The organism is Paraburkholderia caballeronis, from assembly GCF_900104845.1.
Taxonomy (GTDB): Bacteria; Pseudomonadota; Gammaproteobacteria; order Burkholderiales; family Burkholderiaceae; genus Paraburkholderia; species Paraburkholderia caballeronis.
This window is the reverse complement of record NZ_FNSR01000001.1, coordinates 1146943-1166717: the sequence shown is the minus strand read 5'-3', so window position 1 is coordinate 1166717 and position 19775 is coordinate 1146943. Positions and strand designations below refer to the sequence as shown.

Annotated in this window: 17 protein-coding genes; 13 read left to right on the top strand and 4 right to left on the bottom strand. The window is 68.9% G+C overall.

What is annotated here, in order from left to right; all coding sequences use genetic code 11:
• Positions 1-17 precede the first annotated feature (17 nt).
• A complete protein-coding gene (locus BLV92_RS05185; protein WP_090542871.1) occupies positions 18-1250 on the bottom strand; it encodes a Bcr/CflA family multidrug efflux MFS transporter in 1233 nt (410 codons plus the stop codon).
• 248 nt (positions 1251-1498) lie between these two features.
• On the opposite strand from BLV92_RS05185, the gene BLV92_RS05180 reads away from it, so the two are divergent.
• From BLV92_RS05180 to BLV92_RS05150, 8 genes are all read left to right on the top strand, one after another.
• Positions 1499-2074 carry a hypothetical protein gene (locus tag BLV92_RS05180; RefSeq protein WP_090542869.1) on the top strand — a complete coding sequence of 192 codons (576 nt, stop codon included), beginning with the start codon at positions 1499-1501 and terminating at the stop codon, positions 2072-2074.
• Positions 2075-2504: 430 nt separating this feature from the next.
• Complete coding sequence (gene hemL / locus BLV92_RS05175; protein ID WP_090542867.1) at positions 2505-3800, top strand: glutamate-1-semialdehyde 2,1-aminomutase; 1296 nt, start codon at positions 2505-2507, stop codon at positions 3798-3800.
• Between the two features lie 73 nt (positions 3801-3873).
• On the top strand, positions 3874-4995 hold the full coding sequence (gene ribD, locus BLV92_RS05170; protein WP_090542865.1) for a bifunctional diaminohydroxyphosphoribosylaminopyrimidine deaminase/5-amino-6-(5-phosphoribosylamino)uracil reductase RibD: 1122 nt from the start codon (positions 3874-3876) through the stop codon (positions 4993-4995).
• A gap of 37 nt (positions 4996-5032) precedes the next feature.
• Positions 5033-5668, top strand: a complete 636-nt coding sequence (locus BLV92_RS05165) for a riboflavin synthase (RefSeq protein ID WP_090542864.1) — start codon at positions 5033-5035, stop codon at positions 5666-5668.
• Positions 5669-5798: 130 nt separating this feature from the next.
• On the top strand, positions 5799-6611 hold the full coding sequence (locus BLV92_RS05160) for an alpha/beta hydrolase family protein (RefSeq protein ID WP_090542862.1): 813 nt from the start codon (positions 5799-5801) through the stop codon (positions 6609-6611).
• Between the two features lie 296 nt (positions 6612-6907).
• Entirely contained in the window at positions 6908-8002 is a 1095-nt protein-coding gene (gene serC, locus BLV92_RS05155; RefSeq protein WP_090546837.1) for a 3-phosphoserine/phosphohydroxythreonine transaminase, read from the top strand.
• A 29-nt stretch (positions 8003-8031) separates the two neighbouring features.
• Complete coding sequence (locus BLV92_RS32500; RefSeq protein WP_244283749.1) at positions 8032-9501, top strand: ATP-grasp domain-containing protein; 1470 nt, start codon at positions 8032-8034, stop codon at positions 9499-9501.
• Positions 9498-11870: a tetratricopeptide repeat protein gene (locus BLV92_RS05150; RefSeq protein ID WP_244283748.1), complete on the top strand. Its 2373-nt coding sequence runs from the start codon at positions 9498-9500 to the stop codon at positions 11868-11870. Before BLV92_RS32500 ends, BLV92_RS05150 begins: the two co-directional genes overlap by 4 nt.
• A 63-nt stretch (positions 11871-11933) precedes the next feature.
• On the opposite strand, the gene BLV92_RS05145 is transcribed toward BLV92_RS05150, so the two are convergent.
• Positions 11934-12233, bottom strand: coding sequence for a HigA family addiction module antitoxin (locus BLV92_RS05145; RefSeq protein ID WP_090542859.1), 300 nt, complete (start codon positions 12231-12233; stop codon positions 11934-11936).
• An 11-nt stretch (positions 12234-12244) separates the two neighbouring features.
• Positions 12245-12523 carry a type II toxin-antitoxin system RelE/ParE family toxin gene (locus BLV92_RS05140; protein WP_090542857.1) on the bottom strand — a complete coding sequence of 93 codons (279 nt, stop codon included), beginning with the start codon at positions 12521-12523 and terminating at the stop codon, positions 12245-12247.
• Positions 12524-12759: 236 nt separating this feature from the next.
• Between BLV92_RS05140 and ribBA the strand changes: the two genes are divergently transcribed.
• The 4 genes from ribBA to BLV92_RS05120 all read left to right on the top strand — a co-directional run bounded on the left by ribBA (position 12760) and on the right by BLV92_RS05120 (position 16265).
• Complete coding sequence (ribBA, locus tag BLV92_RS05135; protein WP_090542855.1) at positions 12760-13932, top strand: bifunctional 3,4-dihydroxy-2-butanone-4-phosphate synthase/GTP cyclohydrolase II; 1173 nt, start codon at positions 12760-12762, stop codon at positions 13930-13932.
• 68 nt (positions 13933-14000) lie between these two features.
• Entirely contained in the window at positions 14001-14510 is a 510-nt protein-coding gene (gene ribH, locus BLV92_RS05130; protein WP_090542853.1) for a 6,7-dimethyl-8-ribityllumazine synthase, read from the top strand.
• Positions 14507-14941, top strand: coding sequence for a transcription antitermination factor NusB (gene nusB / locus BLV92_RS05125; protein ID WP_090542852.1), 435 nt, complete (start codon positions 14507-14509; stop codon positions 14939-14941). Before ribH ends, nusB begins: the two co-directional genes overlap by 4 nt.
• 130 nt (positions 14942-15071) lie before the next feature.
• Positions 15072-16265, top strand: a complete 1194-nt coding sequence (locus tag BLV92_RS05120) for a pyridoxal phosphate-dependent aminotransferase (RefSeq protein WP_090542850.1) — start codon at positions 15072-15074, stop codon at positions 16263-16265.
• 124 nt (positions 16266-16389) lie between these two features.
• Here BLV92_RS05120 and BLV92_RS05115 read toward each other — a convergent pair whose 3' ends face one another.
• Positions 16390-17565: a lytic transglycosylase domain-containing protein gene (locus BLV92_RS05115; protein ID WP_090542848.1), complete on the bottom strand. Its 1176-nt coding sequence runs from the start codon at positions 17563-17565 to the stop codon at positions 16390-16392.
• 590 nt (positions 17566-18155) lie between these two features.
• Here BLV92_RS05115 and BLV92_RS05110 point away from each other — a divergent pair.
• Complete coding sequence (locus tag BLV92_RS05110; protein ID WP_090542847.1) at positions 18156-19727, top strand: UbiD family decarboxylase; 1572 nt, start codon at positions 18156-18158, stop codon at positions 19725-19727.
• Positions 19728-19775: the final 48 nt, after the last annotated feature.

Below are 19775 nucleotides of genomic sequence, written 5' to 3'. Positions count from 1 at the left end.
AGCGACAGGCAGGCCCGTCAGGACGACACCGCGTTCGCTTCGCCCGGCGCGGGCCGGCCGTGCCAGCGCACGACCATCATGCGGCCGACGTAGCACAGCACGCCGCAGACGCCGATCGTCCAGCCCATCCCGACCGGCGAGATGCCGGGCCACAGCCCGACGGCGACGCTCGCGAGCGCGCCGAGGCCGAGCTGCGTTGCGCCGAACACGGCGGCGGCCGCGCCCGCGTTACGCGGATAGCGGTACATCAGGTCGGTCGCGCAGTTCGCGGACAGCACGCCGACCACCGCGACGACGAAGAACAGCCCGACGACGATCGACCACAGCCCGCCCCACCCGGTCACGCACATCAGCGCGACGAACAGCGACGCGACGCAGCTGATCGTCGATGCAATCGACACGAGCCGCAGCGCGCCGAGCCGGCCGACGAAACGCGTGTTCAGGAAGTTGCCGGTCATGATGCCGAACACGTTCAGCCCGAAGAACAGCCCGTAGTGCTGCGGCGACACGTGGAAATACTGGATGTACACGAACGGCGTCGCGGAGATATACGTGAACATCGACGCGAACGCCATCCCGCCGCACAGCATGTGCCCCCAGACGATCGGGTCGCGCAGCAGCCGGCCATACGCGGCGAACGACTTGAGCACGGCCGAACTCGCGCGCTTCTCGGGCGGCCACGTCTCCGGCACGCGCAGCCACGCGGCGACCACGCACGCGACGCCGAACAGCGTCAGCACGACGAACACCGTGCGCCAGCCGCCGATCAGCAGCAACTGCCCGCCGATCAGCGGCGCGAGCAGCGGGCCGACCGAGGTGACGAGCGCGACCATCGACAGCACCTTCGCGGCGTCGGACGGCTCGTGCGCGTCGCGCGCGATCGCACGCGCGAGCACCGACGCCGCGCCCGCGCCGAGCGCCTGCAGGAAGCGCATCACGATCAGGTTGCCGATCGAGAACGACAGCCAGCACGCGATGCTCGCGACGATGAAGAGCGCGACGCCCGCGAGCAGCACCGGACGGCGGCCGTAGGCGTCGGACACCGGGCCGTACAGCAGCATCCCGATCGAGAAACCCGCCATGAAGCTCGTCAGCGTCGCGGCGGCGGCCGCAGCGGATACGCCGAACGACTGCGCGATCGACGGCAGGCTCGGCAGATACATGTCGGTCGCGAGCGGGCCGCAGGCGGCGAGCGCGCCGAGCAACAGGATCAGCCGGCCATCGGGCCGGCGTCGGGTCGAGTGAGGCATCGGGAATCCGCGGAAGCCGTCCGGCCGCGCGGTCGATGTTCGCGCAACCGAATCTGAATCGGTTTATCGGCCGCTTCGCGAGGCGCTCGCGAAGCGGCCATGAGTGGGTCGCATTGTACCCGACGCCCGGCGGCCCGACTGCGCCTCGCGCCTCCCCGTCGCGGCACGCGCCGGGACGCCGCGCGGCCCGCCGCAGCCAGGGTAAGCTGCGGGCTTTGCCCTTTCGACGCCCCGCGCCGCCGACCTCGATGACCGCCTTTCTGCTGATCTGGAGCCCGAAGAAGTGGCCGTGGCCCGAACTGCCCGACTTCGCGCGGCGCGTGAGCGCGGGCGACGCGGTCGCGGACACGTGGGGCTGCGGCTTCGCGCGCGGCATCCTGCCCGGCGACCGCGTGTTCCTGCATCGCGTGTCGTCGGCGCCGCGCGGACTGTTCGGCTCCGGCTACGTGACGCGCGCGCCCTACGAGGTGCCGGACCCCACGTACAAGCGCGGCTACCGGCTGTGCATCGACTTCGTGTACGACTGGCTCGTCGATGCGAACCGCGAAGTGGTGATCGCGCGCGACGACCTGCGCGTGCATCCGTTCTCGGTGCAGACGTGGGACGCGCAAAGCTCGGGGACGACGATCAAGCCGATCGCCGAAGGCGCGCTGGAAAAACGCTGGATGCAACTGGTCGGAAAACGGCCGATGCCGGCGCTGCCGGTCGCGGGCGGCGGCTTGACGCAGCAAACCGCGATGGAGTCGCCCGCGCCGGCATCTGCACCTGCACCTGCATCTGCACCAACGCCAGCGCGACACAGACGCGCGCCGCGCAGCGCGTAGCGAACGGCTGCACGGCCGCGTGGACGTCGCCGGCAGGTCCGGCCGTTGTCGATCCGGCCGCCGGTCGGGTCGCGCCTGCGGCCGCCCTGCCCGCGTCAACGATTCGGGTTTCCGGCACGCGTCCCCTTCGATGCGCGCCGCATCCGAACGCCTTGACGTTCGAAACGCCGCCCCGCTGGAGGAACCCGGCGTTCGGAGCGTTCTTTTTCCAGGGCGTTCTGGCGGCAAACCCACCCGACGCACGCCCCGGAACCGTCCCATCGCCCGCCCCCGCGCCGCTCCGGCCGCCCCGGCCCGATTCCCGCCAGTCCGGTACAATTTCAGCCGAAACCTCCCGTCGCCGCGCCCCGCGCCCGCCGTTTGGCCCGTCCATCCGCGCCCGCAGCGCCCGCCGCGCGTCATCACTCACGGTCCTGCTCTCATGTCCCTCATGTCGAACACCCAGTCCCGGAACCAGCTTCTTTTCGAGCGCGCGCAGCGCACCATCCCCGGCGGCGTCAACTCGCCGGTCCGCGCGTTCCGTTCGGTCGGCGGCACGCCGCGCTTCATCGAGCGCGCGCAAGGCCCGTACTTCTGGGACGCCGACGGCAAGCGTTATATCGACTACATCGGCTCGTGGGGGCCGATGATCGTCGGCCACGTGCATCCGGACGTGCTCGCGGCCGTCGAGCGCGTGCTGTCGCAGGGCTTCTCGTTCGGCGCGCCGACCGAGGCCGAGATCGAGATCGCCGAGGAAATCTGCAAGCTCGTGCCGTCGATGGAGCAGGTGCGGATGGTGTCGAGCGGCACCGAGGCGACGATGAGCGCGCTGCGCCTCGCGCGCGGCTTCACGAAACGCGACCGGATCGTCAAGTTCGAAGGCTGCTATCACGGTCACGCGGACAGCCTGCTCGTGAAGGCCGGTTCCGGCCTGCTGACGTTCGGCAACCCGACGTCCGCCGGCGTGCCGGTCGACATCGCGAAACACACGACCGTGCTCGAATACAACAACGTCGAAGCGATCGAGGAAGCGTTCAACGCGTTCGGCGACGAGATCGCCGCGGTGATCGTCGAGCCGGTCGCCGGCAACATGAATCTCGTGAAGGGCTCGCCCGACTTCCTCGGCGCGCTGCGCCGGCTGTGCACGAAGCACGGCAGCGTGCTGATTTTCGACGAGGTGATGTGCGGGTTCCGCGTCGCGGTCGGCGGCGCGCAGCAGCTGTACGGCATCGAGGCGGACCTGACCTGCCTCGGCAAGGTGATCGGCGGCGGGATGCCGGCGGCGGCGTTCGGCGGCCGCCGCGACATCATGGATCATCTCGCGCCGAACGGCGCGGTCTATCAGGCCGGCACGTTGTCGGGCAACCCGATCGCCGTCGCCGCCGGCCTCAAGACGCTGCAACTGATCCAGGCGCCCGGCTTCTACGAGCGCCTCGGCGCGCAGACCGCGCGCCTCGCGCAAGGCCTGACCGAAGCGGCGCGCGAAGCGAACGCGCCGTTCGTCGCCGATTCGGTCGGCGGCATGTTCGGCCTGTATTTCGCGGACAACGTGCCAGCGCGCTTCTCCGACGTGACGAAAAGCGACATCGCGGGCTTCAATCAGTTCTTCCACCGGATGCTCGACGCGGGCGTCTATTTCGCGCCGTCCGCGTACGAAGCGGGTTTCGTGTCGAGCGCGCACGACGACGCGGTGATCGACGAAACGATCGCGGCCGCCCGTCGCGCGTTCGCCGCGCAGGCCGAATAAGCCGCACCGCGTCGCGCGGCATTCGCCGCGCGATTGCGGCCCATTCCGAATCCGTCATCAGCAGAAGAGCCCGATGTTTTCGCAGACCGATTTCGTCCATATGGAACGTGCGCTCGCCCTCGCGGTGCGCGGCCTTTACACGACCGATCCGAATCCGCGCGTCGGCTGCGTGCTGGTGAAGGACGGCGCCGTGATCGGCGAAGGCTTCACGCAGCCGGCCGGCCAGGACCATGCGGAAATCCAGGCGCTCAAGCACGCGCGCTCGCGCGGCCACGACGTGCGCGGCGCGACCGCGTACGTGACGCTCGAACCGTGCAGCCACTTCGGCCGCACGCCGCCGTGCGCGAACGCGCTGATCGAAGCGAAGGTCGCGCGCGTGATCGCCGCGATGGAAGACCCGAATCCGCAGGTGTCCGGACGCGGGCTCGCGATGCTGCGCGACGCGGGCATCGAGGTGCGCTGCGGGCTGCTCGCGAACGAGGCGCGCGAACTGAACATCGGCTTCGTGTCGCGGATGACGCGCAACCGGCCGTGGGTGCGGATGAAGATCGCCGCGTCGCTCGACGGACGCACCGGCCTGCCGTCCGGCGAAAGCCAGTGGATCACCGGCGACGCGGCGCGCGCGGACGGCCATGCGTGGCGCGCGCGCGCGTCGGCGATCCTGACCGGCATCGGCACCGTGAAGGAAGACAACCCGCGGATGACCGTGCGCGCGGTCGATACGCCGCGCCAGCCGAAGCGCGTGCTGATCGACAGCCGGCTCGACGTGTCGCCGGACGCGCAGATTCTCGTGGGCGCGCCGACGCTCGTGTTCTGCTCGTCGCTCGACGAACGCGCGGCGGAGCGCGCCGACGCGCTGCGCGCGCGCGGCGCGGAGCTGGTCGCGCTCGGCAACGAGCATGGCAAGGTCGATCTGCCCGCGATGCTCGCCGAACTCGCGCGGCGCGGCGTAAACGAACTGCACGTCGAGGCCGGGTACAAGCTGAACGGATCGCTGCTGCGCGAAGGCTGCGTGGACGAACTGCTGATCTACGTTGCGCCGTCGCTGCTCGGCACCGACGCGCTCGGGATGATCGACCTCGCCGCGCCCGCGTCGCTCGACGCGCGCACGCGGCTCACGTTCCATAGCGTGGATCGCGTCGGCGACGATCTGCGCATCCTCGCCCGCTTCGCCGCGGCGAACGCCGCGCGATGACTCTTTTTCGAACGCACTGAACTGAAGGGACAGCACGATGTTTACAGGAATCGTCGCGGCCGTGGGCCGCATCGAATCGGTCCGCCCGCTCGGCGGCGATGCGGACGCGGGCGTCCGCCTGACGGTCGGGGCCGGCGCGCTCGGGCTCGACGACGTGCAACTGGGCGACAGCATCGCGATCCAGGGCGCGTGCATGACCGTGATCGAAAAGACCGCGACGACGTTCGACGTCGACGTGTCGCGCGAGAGCCTGAACCGCACGGTCGGTCTCGGCGAGCTGGGCGACGTGAATCTGGAGAAGGCGCTGCGCGCGCACGACCGGCTCGGCGGCCATATCGTGTCGGGCCATGTCGATGGGCTCGGCACGGTCACGCGTTTTGCGCCGGTCGGCGAGTCGCACGAACTGCGGATTCTCGCGTCGCGCGACATCGGCCGTTACCTCGCATACAAGGGTTCGGTGACGGTGAACGGCGTGAGCCTCACCGTGAATTCGGTGGACGACCGCGCGGACGGCTGCGAGTTTTCGATCAACCTGATCCCGCATACGGTCGAGGTCACGACGCTCAAGCATCTCGCGGCGGGCAAGCAAGTCAATCTGGAGATCGATCTGATCGCGCGCTACGTGGAGCGGATGCTCTCGACCTCCGGCGACACGCCGGGCACGCCGCGCTGACGAGCGCCGCGCCCGGCGCTTCAGCGGCGCTCACCCGCCGCTGCGACGACAAACGCTATATGCTGGCGCCTGCCGCGATGCAGGTGCTTTTTTTCGTCCATCGCCGTCTGACCGATACAGGACAATCACAATGAAACGCACGACGGTCGCACTCGCGATTCTGTTGTCCGCAACGGGATTCCTCCTGGCCGACGGCGCGGCCGCGCAGACCGGCGAACTGATCGCGCTGCCGAGCCGCGACGGCGTCACGCAGCCGATCTACGTCGAAACATCCACGCCGAACCCGCCATGGGTCGTCGTGCTGTTCGCCGGCAACGACGGCGACCTGCATCTGAACGCGGACGGCCCAACCTCGCTGAAGGGCAACTTCCTGATCCGCTCCGCCGGCTACTGGGTCCGGCACGGCAACGCCGCGGTGCTCGTCGATACGCCGTCCGATCACGCCAGCGGCTCCGAAGACCTGTTCCGGCTCGGCAAGGAATCGCTCGCGGACACCCAGGCGATCGTCACTGCGCTGCGGCAGCGTTTCCCGTCGTCGAAGATCGCGCTCGTCGGCACGAGCCGCGGCACCGTGTCGGTCGGCAATGCGCTGCAACGCGATCCGGCGCTCGCGGACGCGTACGTGCTGACCTCGCCGGTGTCGGTCTCGCAGCGCGGCAGGCCCGGCGTGTCGGGCCTCGACGCGGACGGCACAAAGGCCCGCGTGCTCGTCGTCGCGAACCGGCACGACGGCTGCGCGGCGTCCGCGTTCGCGAGCGGCAGCGCGCTGGCCGAACGCAATCACTTCGCGTTCGTCGCGGTCGATTCGACCGAAGGCGGCGGCGACGCGAAGGCCGAGTGCGGCGGACACTCGCCGCACGGTTTCCTCGGCATCGAGCGGGAGGTGCTCGACGGCATCGGCAACTGGCTGGACGGACGCGCGCCGCAGTCCGCCGCCGAATGACGCGCTTGCCGTGAGAAGCCCGCGCACGGGAAAACACCCCGCCGCCCGGCTTTACGCACGGCTTGTCGCGCAAACGAAGTCCTTACCAAAGTTACGCGTTATTTCGGCTTTATACGAAAACGACGTATATCGGGGTCCCAAATACATCGCATCCGGCATTTGTTCCGGAATAGGCATGGGTTCACCCCTTTGCTTCACGCGTTGCGCGGCGCCGTCCGTTGATAGCCTGTCGTGATCGCCTCTCCCTCGTCCGCGGAACGTCCGGCGGCCGACCGACGGCTTTCGACCCACGGATGATGACCCCCAACGCCCTGAACTTCTCCGGCGGCCCCGGAGCCCTGCCGCCCATCGTGCTGAACCAGACGCGCGACGCGATCGCCGCGCTGCCCGAAACGGGGCTGTCGGTGCTCGGCATGAGCCACCGGTCGGACTGGTTCCGCGCGATCCTCGACGAAGCCGAGCGCAACATCCGGCAACTGCTCGGCCTGTCCGACCGCTACGCGGTGACGTTCGTGCAGGGCGGCAGCAGCCTGCTGTTCGCGACGATCCCGATGAACTTCGCAACGGATGCGTATGCGCCGCCCGAATACGTGAACTCGGGCTACTGGAGCAGCCGCGCGACGGCCGAAGCGGGCCGCGTCCGCGCGTGCCGGATCGCATGGGATGGACAGCGCGGCGGTTATCGCGAGCTGCCCGCGCTGGATCGGCTGGACGTCGCGGCCGATGCCGCGTATCTGCATTACGTGACGAACGAGACCGTCGAAGGGTTGCAGTTCGCGGAGCCGTCGCGCGCGCCGTCGGTGCCGCTCATCGCGGACATGTCGTCGGACTTCCTGTCGAAGCCGCTCGCCGCCGACCGCTTCGCGATGATCTACGCGCACGCGCAGAAGAACCTCGGCCCGGCCGGCGTCACCGTCGCGCTGATCGACCGCGAGATGCTCGCGCGGATTCCCGGCGACCTGCCGCACATTCTCGACCTGCGCACGCAGATCGCCCATCGCTCGAACTACAACACGCCGCCGGTGTTCGCGATCTACGTGCTCACGCTGGTCACGCGCTGGCTGCGCGACGACATTGGCGGACTCGCGGCGATGCAGCGCATCAACGAAACGAAGGCGCAGCGTCTGTACGGCACGCTCGACGCGCTGCGGGACGCCGTCGCCGTGCATGCCGCGCTGCCGTGGCGCTCGCGGATGAACGCGGCATTCACGTTCGGCGACGAACGGCTCGACCGCGCGTTCGTCGACGCGGCCGGCGAACGCGGGATCGTCGGCCTCGAAGGCCACCGCTCGCTCGGCGGATTGCGCGCGTCGCTGTACAACGCGGTCACGCCGGAAGCCGTCGAAACGCTGTGCGAAACGCTGACCGAATTCAGCGTGCAGCGGGTTTGACGCCGAATCCGACCCGCCCAGGACATCAGATGACGCCCACCGACGAATCTCCCGCGCCCGACGCGTCCGCGAGGTCCGATGGATCGCCTCAACAGGAAACGCAGCAGCAAAGCGATGCGATCGAACGGCTGTCGCGCGCACTCGACGCCGCGCCGCTCGACGCGACGCTGCATGCGCGGATGATCGAGGCGACGCACGCGGCGCGCGACGAAGCGGGTTTTACCGCGCATCGGCTCGCGCTCGCGGCGCTCGCCGCGCTCGGCAATGCGCCGCCCGAACAGATGGCACTGGTGCTGTACAACGTCGCGACCGTCTATGCGATCAAGGGCCGGCGCGACGACGCGATCCGCTGGTATCTCCACGCGCTCGGCGTGCATCCCGATCTCGCGATCGCGCATCAGAACCTCGCGGCCGTGCTCGAAGCGGCAGGCGACAAACGCGGCGCGCTATCGCATCGCGACCGCGCATACCGGCTTCAGCGCGCGTTCGTCGAGCCGGCGGTCCGTGACGAGCGGCGGCGCGTGCTGATCCTCGGCGTCGGCAAAGGGACCGGCAACGTGCCGATCGACGCGATGCTGTCGTTCGAGACGACCTCGCGCATCCGTTATGCGATCGACTACGCGGACGATGCGGAAGATGCGCGGTTGCCGCCGTACGACGTGGTGTTCAACGCGATCGGCGATCCGGACATCGCGCAGCCGTTGTCGCCGCGCATCGCGCGTTTCGCGCGCCGGTGCGGACGTCCGGTGCTCAATCCGCCCGATGCGATCGAGCGCACGTTTCGTCATCGCACCGCCACGCAACTCGCGCCGGTGCGCGACGCGATCGTGCCGCGCTGCATCCGGCTCGACGCGAAGCCCGCAAGCGCGGACGCGCTCGCCCGGCAACTCGCGCAGCATGACGTGACGTTCCCGCTGCTGATGCGGCCGCTCGCGGTGCATGGCGGCGAGCAGCTTGCGCGGCACGCGTCGATCGACACGCTATGGCCCGCGCTCGTCGCACTCGATGCGCCGTGTTACCTGACCGCGTATCACGACTTTCGCAGCGCCGACGGCTACTTCCGCAAGTACCGCGTGATCTATGTCGATCGCGAGCCGTATGCGTATCACCTCGCGATCTCGCCGCAGTGGATGGTCCACTACTTCTCGGCGGAGATGACCGACACCCGCTGGAAGCTCGAAGAAGAAACGCGCTTTCTCGCCGACCCGCGCGCGGCGCTCGGCGCACGCGCGATGGACGCGATCGTCGAGATCGGCCGGGGGCTCGACCTCGATTACGGCGGACTCGATTTCGCGCTCACGTCCGCGCAACAGGTGCTCGTGTTCGAGGCCAATGCGACGATGCTCGCGCACCGCGAAGCGCGCAACGGGCCGCTTGCGCACAAGAACCCGTTCATCGAGCGCATCGCCGCCGCGTTCGAACGGATGCTGGATGCACGAGGCGGCCGCATGGATTCACCGCTCGCTTCGCCGCTTTCGTCACCGGTTGCGCCGGCGTGACGGCGAACCCGCTCGTCGCCGAAGCCCGCGCGCGCCATCTCGCCGGCGATCTGCACACCGCGCGAACGCTTTACGAAGCCGCGCTCGCCAACGGCCTCGACGTCGCGGAGATCCGCTTCCGGCTTGGCATCCTCGAATGGCAATGCGGCAATGGCGTCGGCGCGTTGGCGCAACTGGACGACGCGCTCGCGACCGCGCCGGATGACCTTCGCTGCCACTTCGTGCGCGCGCAGGTGCTGCACGGCCTGAACCGTTTCGCGGACGCGGCCTCGGCATGCCGCGCGGCGCTCGCGCTCGATCCCGCGTCGGCGGATCTGCACTGCTCGCTCGGCAACGCGTTGCAGGCGCTCGGCGATCACGCCAATGCGATCGACGCCTATACGCAGACGCTTGCGCTCGACCCGGCCCACGCGGACGCCGCGAACAACCTCGGCATCAGCCATCGGCAAAGCGGCGCGGCCGACGCGGCCGAACGCGCGTATCGCGCCGCGCTCGCGGCGCAGCCTGCTCACGCGAGCGCGCTCACCAATCTCGGCACGCTGCTGCGCGAACAGGACCGGCTCGATGAAGCGATTGTGCTGCTGCGCGACGCGGTGCGCGTCGATCCGCGAGCGACCGCGAATCTGATCAATCTCGGCGTCGCGCTCTGCGACGGACAGGCGTTCGCCGAAGCCACGCAATGGCTGGCGCGCGCGGCGGAACTCGATCCGCACGACGCGCAAGCCGCGTACAACCTCGGCAACGCGCTGCACGGCGCGGGTCGCCATGCGGAATCGGCCGCACAGTTCCGGCGCGCGGTCGCGCTCGATCCGGCGCACGCGGACGCGTTCAACAACCTCGGCAGCGTGTGCAAGCGGCTTGGCGAATTCGGCGCGGCCGCCGATGCGTTCGACGCGGCATTGCGCCTGCGCCCGGACTTCATCGCCGCGCGCAACAACGCGGCGAACCTGCTGCGAGTGCTCGGCCGGCACGACGACGCGGAAGCGCATTTGCGGATCGCGCTCACGTACGATCCGCGACATTCGGCGACGCTGAACAATCTCGGCAACGTGCTGAAGGACGGCGGCGCGCTCGACGACGCGATCGACTGCTACCGTCGCGCCGTCGCCAGCGATCCGCGGAACGTGGTCGCGCACAGCAACCTCGTTTATGCGCTCGGGTTCCAGTCGGAGACGGCCGGCCCGGTGCTCGCGGAGGCGCTGAACTGGTCGGTGCAGCACGAGGCGCCGCTGCTGGCGTCGCAGCCCGACGCTCATGCGCGCGTTGCCGCAAGACCGATGTCCGTATCCGGCCGGCGGCTGAGGGTAGGCTACGTCGGCGCGGACTTCCGCGACCATTGCCAGGCGCTGTTCCTCGTGCCGCTGCTCGCGCATCACGACCGCGAGCGATTCGAGATCGTCTGTTATGCGAACGTCGCGCGCCCCGACGCGATGACGCGACGGCTCGCCGGTTATGTCGACCGGTGGCGCGACGTGCGCGACCTCGACGACGCGAGCGTCGCGCAACTGATCCGCGACGATGGAATCGACATCCTCGTCGATCTGACGATGCACATGGCCGACGGACGCCTCGGCGTGTTCGCGCGCCGGCCCGCGCCGGTGCAGGCGAGTTGGCTTGCGTATCCGGGCACGTCGGGGCTCGCGTCGATCGACTACCGGCTGACCGACCCGCATCTCGACCCGGCCGGAAGCGACCGCCATTACCGCGAACGCTCGCTCCGCCTTGCCGATTCGTTCTGGTGCTACGCGCCGCTGGCCGATGGCCCCGCGGTGAACGCGCTGCCCGCGCTGGCGACGGGCCGGATCACGTTCGGCTGCCTGAACAACCCCTGCAAGCTGACCGATCGCACGTTGCGATTGTGGGCCGGCGTGTTCGATGCGCTCCCCGCCGCGCGGATGGTGCTGATGGTGCCGCCCGGCGCGAGCCGCGCGCGCATCGCGCAGCGCATGCACGCACAGGGGCTGGACGCGGCGCGGGTGGACTTCGTGTCGTTCCGCCCGCGTGCGGCCTACCTCGCGACCTATCACACGATCGACGTCGGCCTCGACACGTTTCCATATAACGGCCACACGACGAGCCTCGACGCGTTGTGGATGGGCGTGCCGGTGGTGACGCGCGTCGGCGGGACCGCGGCCGGCCGCGCAGGCTTGAGCCAGTTGGCGAATCTCGATCTGCTGGAACTGGCCGCGCACGACGACGCCGCGTTCGTCGAAACCGCCGTTGCGCTCGCGCGCGACGTGGACCGGCTCGCGGCGTTGCGCGAGAGCCTGCGCGCGCGTCTCGAACGTTCGCCGCTGATGGACGGCGCACGGTTCGCGCGGCAGATCGAAGCCGCGTTCGACCTGATGGGGAATGGCCGGAGCAGCTAACCCGCGCAGCTAACCCGCTGCCCGCCGCCACGCCCGGTCAAACGAAACACGCCGCGCCGCCGCTCACGCATGCGCCACGTGCGGCTTGATCCGCGCGAGCACGTCGCGCAACTGCTCGCTGGCAAGCTCCGTGTCGTAGTGAGCCTGCAAGTCCATCCAGCTGCGCGCGTCGGTGCCGAAGAAAACGGCGAGCCGCACGGCGGTGTCCGCGGTGATCGCGCGCTTGCCGAGCACGATCTCGTTGATGCGGCGCGGCGGCACGCCGATCGCCTTCGCAAGCGCGTACTGGCTGATGCCCATCGGCGTCAGCCACTCTTCCGACAGGATCTCGCCGGGCGTGGCGAGCGGTACTTCCCGTGCCATGTGAGTGCTCCTCAGTGGTAGTCGACGATTTCGACCTCCGTCACGTCGCCGTCGTCGAAGCGAAAGCAGATGCGCCATCGCGCGTTGATGCGAAGGCTATAGCGCCCGGCGCGGTCGCCGTCGAGCCGTTCCAGCCGGTTGCCGGGCGGCACCGCGAGGAACGACAGCGTGGCGGCGGCATTGAGCTGCTGCAGCTTGCGGATCGCGGCTGTTTCGATCTGGACGAACCGGGCGATGCGGCGCCCCGCGAAGAGCGCCGCGGTATCGCGGCATGCGAACGAAGAAATCATGGTGATAGTAACGCCTCACGTTAATAACGTCAACCGTTACTATGGTGCCTGTTGTATCGCGCGCCGCACAGTTGGCCGTTCGGCCGACCCGGCGTGCGGTGCGCGGCGGACCGTGCAGCATCCCGGGCATCCCGTGCGCCCCGGGCAACCGGCCGCCGCCGCGCCGCGCACGGTCGCGACGGCGACGCGCCCGCCCGCGTGGCGTAAAATGTGCGCTTTCCCGACAGAAACCCGACATGACGCTCGCCTCCACCCCAGAGATCATCGCCGAACTCAAAGCCGGCCGGATGGTGATCCTCGTTGACGAAGAAGACCGTGAAAACGAAGGCGACCTGGTGATCGCCGCCGAATTCGTCACGCCGGAAGCGATCAACTTCATGGCCCGCTACGGCCGCGGCCTGATCTGCCTCACGCTCACCCAGGAACGCTGCAAGCAGTTGAACCTGCCGCTGATGACCTACCGCAACGGCACGCAGTACGGCACCGCGTTCACGGTCAGCATCGAGGCGGCCGAAGGCGTGACCACCGGCATCTCGGCCGCCGACCGCGCGCGCACGATCGCCGCCGCGGTCGCGCGCGACGCACGGGCCGAGCACATCGTGCAGCCGGGCCACGTGTTTCCGATCATGGCGCAGCCGGGCGGCGTGCTGGTGCGCGCCGGCCACACCGAGGCCGGCTGCGACTTCACCGCGCTCGCGGGCCTCACGCCGGCCGCGGTGATCTGCGAGGTCATCAAGGACGACGGCACGATGGCGCGCCTGCCGGACCTGATCGAGTTCGCGAAGGAACACGGGCTGAAGATCGGCACGATCGCCGACCTGATCCACTATCGCAGCCGCACCGAATCGATCGTCGAGCGCGTCGCCGAACGCACGATGCACACGGCGCACGGCATATTCCGCGCGGTGATGTACATCGACCAGCCGACCGGCTCGCCGCACATCGCGCTGGTGCGCGGCACGCCGTCGCCGGAGCGCGACACCGCCGTGCGCGTGCACGAGCCGCTGTCGGTGCTCGATCTGCTCGAAGTCGGCGCGTCCACGCACTCGTGGACGCTCGACGCCGCGATGAAGGAAATCGCCGCGCGCGATCACGGCGTGATCGTGATGCTGAACTGCGGCGACACCAAGGAACATCTGGTCGACGTGTTCCGCGCGTTCAATCAGAAGGAGCGCGCGGAGGCGCTCTCCCGCCGCCCGGTGGATTTCAAGACCTACGGCATCGGCGCGCAGATCCTGCGCGAACTCGGCGTAGGCCGCATGCAGGTGCTGTCGAACCCGCGTCGGCTCGGCAGCATGTCCGGCTATGGCCTCGAAGTCACCGGCTTCGTGCCGATGCCGGGCGGCCAGACCGAAGCGCCGTGCCCGGCCGAGACGGCAGGCAGCACCAGCACCGAGTCGCACGCGTAATCTGCACGCGTAATCCGCGCGCGGCCCACCCTCCGCGCCACCCGCTCAACCGACACTACGGATCCACCATGGAAATCGGACAATACCAACCGAACCTCGACGGCGACGGACTGCGCATCGGCATCGTCCAGTCCCGCTTCAACGAACCCGTCTGCAACGGCCTTGCTGACGCGTGCATCGAAGAACTCGAACGCCTCGGCGTCACCGGCGAGGACGTGCTGCTCGTCACCGTGCCGGGCGCGCTCGAAATCCCGCTCGCGCTGCAGAAGCTCGCCGAAAGCGGCCAGTTCGACGCGCTGATCGCGCTCGGCGCGGTCGTGCGCGGCGAGACCTACCACTTCGAACTCGTGTCGAACGAAAGCGGCGCGGGCATCTCGCGCGTCGCGCTCGACTTCGGCGTGCCGGTCGCGAACGCGGTGCTGACGACCGAGAACGACGAACAGGCCGTCGCCCGGATGACCGAGAAGGGTCGTGACGCGGCCCGCGTCGCGGTCGAGATGGCGAACCTGACGGTCGCGCTCGAACAGCTCGACGGCGACGACGACGAAGAAGAAGACGAGGAAGAGGAACGCCAATGAAGAGCGCGCGCCGCCGCTCCCGCGAACTGGCCACGCAGGGGTTGTATCAGTGGCTGCTGTCGGGCGTGCCCGCCGGCGAAATCGACGCGCAACTGCGCGGCGCCCAGGGTTACGACAAGGCTGACCACGAGCATCTCGACGCGATCCTGCACGGCGTGATCCGCGAGTCGGACACGCTGTCCGCCGCGATCGCGCCGAGCCTCGACCGGCCGATCGACCAGTTGTCGCCGGTCGAACGCGCGGTGCTGCTCGTCGCGACGTACGAGTTGAAGCATCACGTCGACATTCCGTACCGCGTCGTAATCAACGAGGCAGTCGAACTCGCGAAGACGTTCGGCGGCTCGGACGGCTACAAGTACGTGAACGGCGTGCTCGACAAGCTGTCCGTGCAGTTGCGCGCCGCCGAAACGCAGGCGGCCCGCCGGTCGTGACAGCCGGGCGCGGGCCGCTTCACCCGTCCGCGCCCCCGCTTTTCCGACGCGCGCCACGGCGTGCGTCGTCCGGCGGCGCGGTTTGCCCGCGCCGGCCGGCCACCCTCCCCGCTACCACCGGAAGCACCGCATGAACACCGTTGCCGAGCCGCTGCTGCGGCTTGCCGCCCGCGTCGACGCGATCCAGCCGTTCTACGTGATGGAACTGGCGAAGGAAGCCGCGAAACTCGAACGCGCGGGACGCGACATCATCCACATGGGCATCGGCGAGCCCGACTTCACCGCGCCGGAACCCGTCGTCGAGGCCGCCGCAGCCGCGCTGCGCCGCGGCGTCACGCAGTACACGAGCGCGCTCGGCATCCCGGCGCTGCGCGAAGCGATCGCCGCGCACTACGCGCACGCGTACGGCCTGACGATCGATCCGGCGCGGATCGTCGTCACCGCGGGCGCGTCGGCGGCGCTGCTGCTCGCGTGCACCGCGCTCGTCGATCGCGACGACGAAGTGCTGATGCCGGACCCGAGCTACCCGTGCAACCGCCACTTCGTCGCGGCGGCCGAAGGCAAGCCGGTGCTCGTGCCGAGCGGCCCGGACGTGCGCTTCCAGTTGAGCGCGGCCGACGTCGAGCGGCTGTGGACGCCGCGCACGCGCGGCGTGCTGCTCGCGTCGCCGTCGAACCCGACCGGCACGTCGATCGAGGCCGACGAGCTAAAGCGGATCGTCGAGGCCGTCCGCGCGCGCGGCGGCTTCACGATCGTCGACGAGATCTACCAGGGGCTCAGCTACGACGCGCCGCCGGTGTCCGCGCTGTCGTTCGGCGACGACGTCGTGACCGTCAACAGCTTCTCGAAGTACTTCAACATGACCGGCTGGCGGCTCGGCTGGCTCGTGGTGCCGCCGGCGCTCACCGGCGCATTCGAAAAACTCGCGCAGAACCTGTTCATCTGCGCGTCGGCGCTCGCGCAGCATGCGGCGCTCGCGTGTTTCGAGCCGGACACCCTCGCGATCTACGAGGCGCGCCGGCTCGAATTCCGCCGCCGGCGCGACTTCATCGCGCCGGCGCTCGAATCGCTGGGCTTCTCGGTGCCGGTGATGCCGGACGGCGCGTTCTACGTGTACGCGGACTGCACCGGCGTCGCGCACCCGGCCGCCGGCGACAGCGACGCGCTCACGCGCGCGATGCTGCACGAGGCCGGCACGGTGCTGGTGCCGGGGATGGACTTCGGCGTCGCCGCGCCCCGGCAGTACGTGCGGTTGTCCTACGCGACCGCGTATGAGCGGCTCGAAGAAGCAGTCGAGCGGCTGCGCGGGCTGTTTGGCCGCTGACGCGGCCAGACACTGTTTCGTTTCGGGCAGGTTGCTCAACCGGCCCAATGAAAAAAGGCACCTCGCGGTGCCTTTTTCGTTTTGCGCCGATAGCGGCGCGGCGGCTGCCCGCCACTGTCCGTCGTCAGACGCCCATCTCCGACGCTTGCGCGTGCTTCTGCGCAGCCGTGCTCGCGTCGTCCTGCTCCGATGCGGCCTTCGCCGGCGACGACGCGGTCTTTTCGGTCAGCGGATGCGCGCCGTCGAGCGTCACCTGCACACGACGCCCATCGTGCTGTGGCACCGGCGTGCTGACGGTGGTCGCAGCCGGGGCCGGCGTCGGCGTCGGCGCCTGCGGCGCGGTGATCGACACGCGACGGCCGCGCGCGACGTCGCGCAGACGGCCGCGCTCGGCCATTACCTTCGCGCCGTAGCCGCCATCGTCCTGCGACGTCGAGCCGACGTACAGCCGCAGCCCGCCCGGCACCGAACCGCCGCGCGCGATGCAGTCCTTCAGCACCAGCGCGCCGACCTTGATGTTCGCGAGCGGATCGAGCGCCGCGCTCTGGCCGCCGAAATACTGGAACTTGTCCGAGTGGACCTTGGACATCACCTGCATCAGCCCCTGCGCGCCGACGCCGCTTTCCGCGTACGGGTTGAAGCCCGATTCGATCGCCATCACGGCGAGCAGCAGCAGCGGATCGAGGCCGACTTCGCGGCCGGTGTCGAACGCGGCCTTCACCAGTTCGCCGACCGGCTCCTGCGCGACGCGATAGCGGCGCGACAGGTAGGTCGAGACAAGCCCTTGCTCGCGCTCCGACACGAGCACGCGGTCGTCGCGCGCGTCGGGCGTGATCCGTTGCGACGGGATCATCCGTGCGAGCGCGCCGACGCTCGGCAGCGCGCGCGGGTCGAGGCCGTTCAGCGTAACCGCGTCGAGCGTCGTCGCTCCCGCGACGTTGCCGCCGGCTGCGGCCGTACCCGCATCCGCGAGCGTGGCGGTCGGCGTCGGGCCGCCGGCGTTGTCGGCGAGCGAGTCGTCGTCCGGCTTCGCGCCAGACGGCGCGAACGACGGCAACGGATTACCCTGCAGCAGCCGCGCGGGACCGGCCTGCACGGCGGCCGACACGAACGGCATCACGCGCGCGGCGAGCGTGCCGCGCCACGAAGGCAACAACCAGACAGCGAGTGCGAGCATGACGGCGCAACCGCCGACGATGCTGAACAGGTGGTGGCTCAGTCGCGTCCCGCGACGCAGCAACGCGCGCAGCACCTGAGCGATACGCTCGTCAGCACGCCACCACGATAACCAGGTGTTCATCTACAGATCTCCCATGTTGCATGATCCGTGGAGCGGCAGCCTGACAATGAAGCCGGCAGCCTTTCGCGGGATCACGACGCCTCGCGCCCTGGCTTAAGCAGCAGCGACGTCGGGAATACGGCAAATACGCCGTGCGCGGAGTCTCTCGGGACAGAAAGTCAGCATGCCAAGGGGCACGCGCCGAGACTCTCGCGCGGAAAAACCAGCGCAGGGGCGCTGGCGAGGACAGCAAAACTAGACCGTACTAGGCCGTGCAGGAAATCGGCAAAACGGCGACGCGTTGCGTCTGAAGGACCGGGACAATGGTTAAAAATTTCAAGCCCTGCAACCAGTGTGGACGGATTCTATCAGGGTTTTATAGATCGTCAACACTATAACAAAGCAAAGTCATAACTAATTGTAATTATGAACAGTGTTCAGTCCGATCAAACCCGCGCGCCATGCGCGTTTCCAGCCGGTGTGCATAGTGGTCGCCAGCGTGTGCCAGCCAACACAGGTAAAATCGACAATCGTTTGCGCATGCGGCCCGCCGATTCCGCGGTCCGCGGCGTCCCCCGTTTGCCGCTTCGCGCGGCCTCAATCCGGTCCTGATGAAATATAAAGATCTGCGCGACTTCGTCGGTCGCCTGGAGACGCTCGGCGAACTGCGCCGCATCGCGCAGCCGGTGTCGCCGGTGCTCGAAATGACCGAGCTGTGCGACCGCGTGCTGCGCGCCGGCGGTCCCGCGTTGCTGTTCGAGAATCGCGAACGCCATGCGTTCCCGGTGCTCGGCAATCTGTTCGGCACGCCGCGCCGCGTCGCGCTCGGGATGGGCATCGATGCGCCGGAAAGCGCCGGCGACGGCGCGGCGCTCGAATCGCTGCGCGACGTCGGCCGGCTGCTGTCCGCGTTGAAGGAACCCGAGCCGCCGCGCGGGCTGAAGGACGCCGGCAAGCTGCTGTCGCTCGTGAAGGCGGTCTGGGACATGGCGCCGAAGACGGTCGGTTCGCCGCCGTGTCAGGAAATCGTCTGGGAAGGCAATGACGTCGACCTCGCGAAGCTGCCGATCCAGACCTGCTGGCCCGGCGACGCGGGTCCGCTCATCACGTGGGGGCTCACCGTCACGCGCGGCCCGAACAAGACGCGGCAGAACCTCGGCATCTACCGGCAGCAACTGATCGGCCGCAACAAGCTGATCATGCGCTGGCTCGCGCATCGCGGCGGCGCGCTCGATTTCCGCGAGTTCGCGCTGAAGAATCCGGGCAAGCCTTACCCGGTCGCCGTCGTGCTCGGCGCGGACCCGGCGACGATCCTCGGCGCGGTCACGCCGGTTCCGGACACGCTGTCCGAGTACCAGTTCGCCGGCCTGCTGCGCGGCGCGCGCACGGAACTCGCGCAATGCCTGACGCCGGGCGTCGATACGCTGCAGGTGCCGGCGCGCGCGGAAATCGTGCTCGAAGGCTTCATCTACCCGCAGCAGGGATCGCCGGAGCCCGCGCCCGCGGGCGCGCCGCCGCGTCCTGTGAAAGGCGCGAGCGCCGCGTACGAACACGCGCTCGAAGGACCATACGGCGATCACACCGGCTACTACAACGAACAGGAGTGGTTCCCGGTGTTCACGGTCGAGCGGATCACGATGCGCCGCGACGCGATCTATCACTCGACGTATACCGGCAAGCCGCCCGACGAGCCCGCCGTGCTCGGCGTCGCGCTGAACGAGGTGTTCGTGCCGCTGCTGCAGAAGCAGTTTCCGGAGATCACCGACTTCTATCTGCCGCCCGAAGGATGCAGCTACCGGATGGCGATCGTGCAGATGAAGAAGAGTTATCCGGGCCACGCGAAGCGCGTGATGTTCGGCGTGTGGAGCTTCCTGCGGCAGTTCATGTATACGAAGTTCATCGTGGTCGTCGACGACGACGTGAACATCCGCGACTGGAAAGAAGTGATCTGGGCGATCACGACGCGCATCGACCCCGCCCGCGACACGGTGCTGGTCGAGAACACGCCGATCGACTATCTGGACTTCGCGTCGCCGGTCGCGGGGCTCGGCTCGAAAATGGGTCTGGACGCGACCAACAAATGGCCCGGCGAAACGACCCGCGAATGGGGACGCGCGATCCAGATGGACGACGCGGTGAAGCAGCGTATCGATCGTCTGGCCGGTGAGCTTGGGCTGGGTTGACCGCGGGATTCACCGATCTTTTTAATACGGCGCGCACCGGGTCGCGCC

Excerpts from the sequence above, each read along its gene's own strand:
- BLV92_RS05140 (WP_090542857.1), bottom strand. The coding sequence starts at position 12,523 with ATGATTTCTTCGTTCGCATGCCGCGATACCGCGGCGCTCTTCGCGGGG.
- ribH (WP_090542853.1), top strand. The coding sequence starts at position 14,001 with ATGGAAATCGGACAATACCAACCGAACCTCGACGGCGACGGACTGCGC.
- BLV92_RS05185 (WP_090542871.1), bottom strand. The coding sequence starts at position 1,250 with ATGCCTCACTCGACCCGACGCCGGCCCGATGGCCGGCTGATCCTGTTG.
- BLV92_RS05120 (WP_090542850.1), top strand. The coding sequence starts at position 15,072 with ATGAACACCGTTGCCGAGCCGCTGCTGCGGCTTGCCGCCCGCGTCGAC.
- ribD (WP_090542865.1), top strand. The coding sequence starts at position 3,874 with ATGTTTTCGCAGACCGATTTCGTCCATATGGAACGTGCGCTCGCCCTC.
- BLV92_RS05165 (WP_090542864.1), top strand. The coding sequence starts at position 5,033 with ATGTTTACAGGAATCGTCGCGGCCGTGGGCCGCATCGAATCGGTCCGC.
- BLV92_RS05160 (WP_090542862.1), top strand. The coding sequence starts at position 5,799 with ATGAAACGCACGACGGTCGCACTCGCGATTCTGTTGTCCGCAACGGGA.
- hemL (WP_090542867.1), top strand. The coding sequence starts at position 2,505 with ATGTCGAACACCCAGTCCCGGAACCAGCTTCTTTTCGAGCGCGCGCAG.
- BLV92_RS05145 (WP_090542859.1), bottom strand. The coding sequence starts at position 12,233 with ATGGCACGGGAAGTACCGCTCGCCACGCCCGGCGAGATCCTGTCGGAA.
- BLV92_RS05115 (WP_090542848.1), bottom strand. The coding sequence starts at position 17,565 with ATGAACACCTGGTTATCGTGGTGGCGTGCTGACGAGCGTATCGCTCAG.
- serC (WP_090546837.1), top strand. The coding sequence starts at position 6,908 with ATGACCCCCAACGCCCTGAACTTCTCCGGCGGCCCCGGAGCCCTGCCG.
- BLV92_RS32500 (WP_244283749.1), top strand. The coding sequence starts at position 8,032 with ATGACGCCCACCGACGAATCTCCCGCGCCCGACGCGTCCGCGAGGTCC.
- nusB (WP_090542852.1), top strand. The coding sequence starts at position 14,507 with ATGAAGAGCGCGCGCCGCCGCTCCCGCGAACTGGCCACGCAGGGGTTG.
- BLV92_RS05110 (WP_090542847.1), top strand. The coding sequence starts at position 18,156 with ATGAAATATAAAGATCTGCGCGACTTCGTCGGTCGCCTGGAGACGCTC.
- BLV92_RS05180 (WP_090542869.1), top strand. The coding sequence starts at position 1,499 with ATGACCGCCTTTCTGCTGATCTGGAGCCCGAAGAAGTGGCCGTGGCCC.
- ribBA (WP_090542855.1), top strand. The coding sequence starts at position 12,760 with ATGACGCTCGCCTCCACCCCAGAGATCATCGCCGAACTCAAAGCCGGC.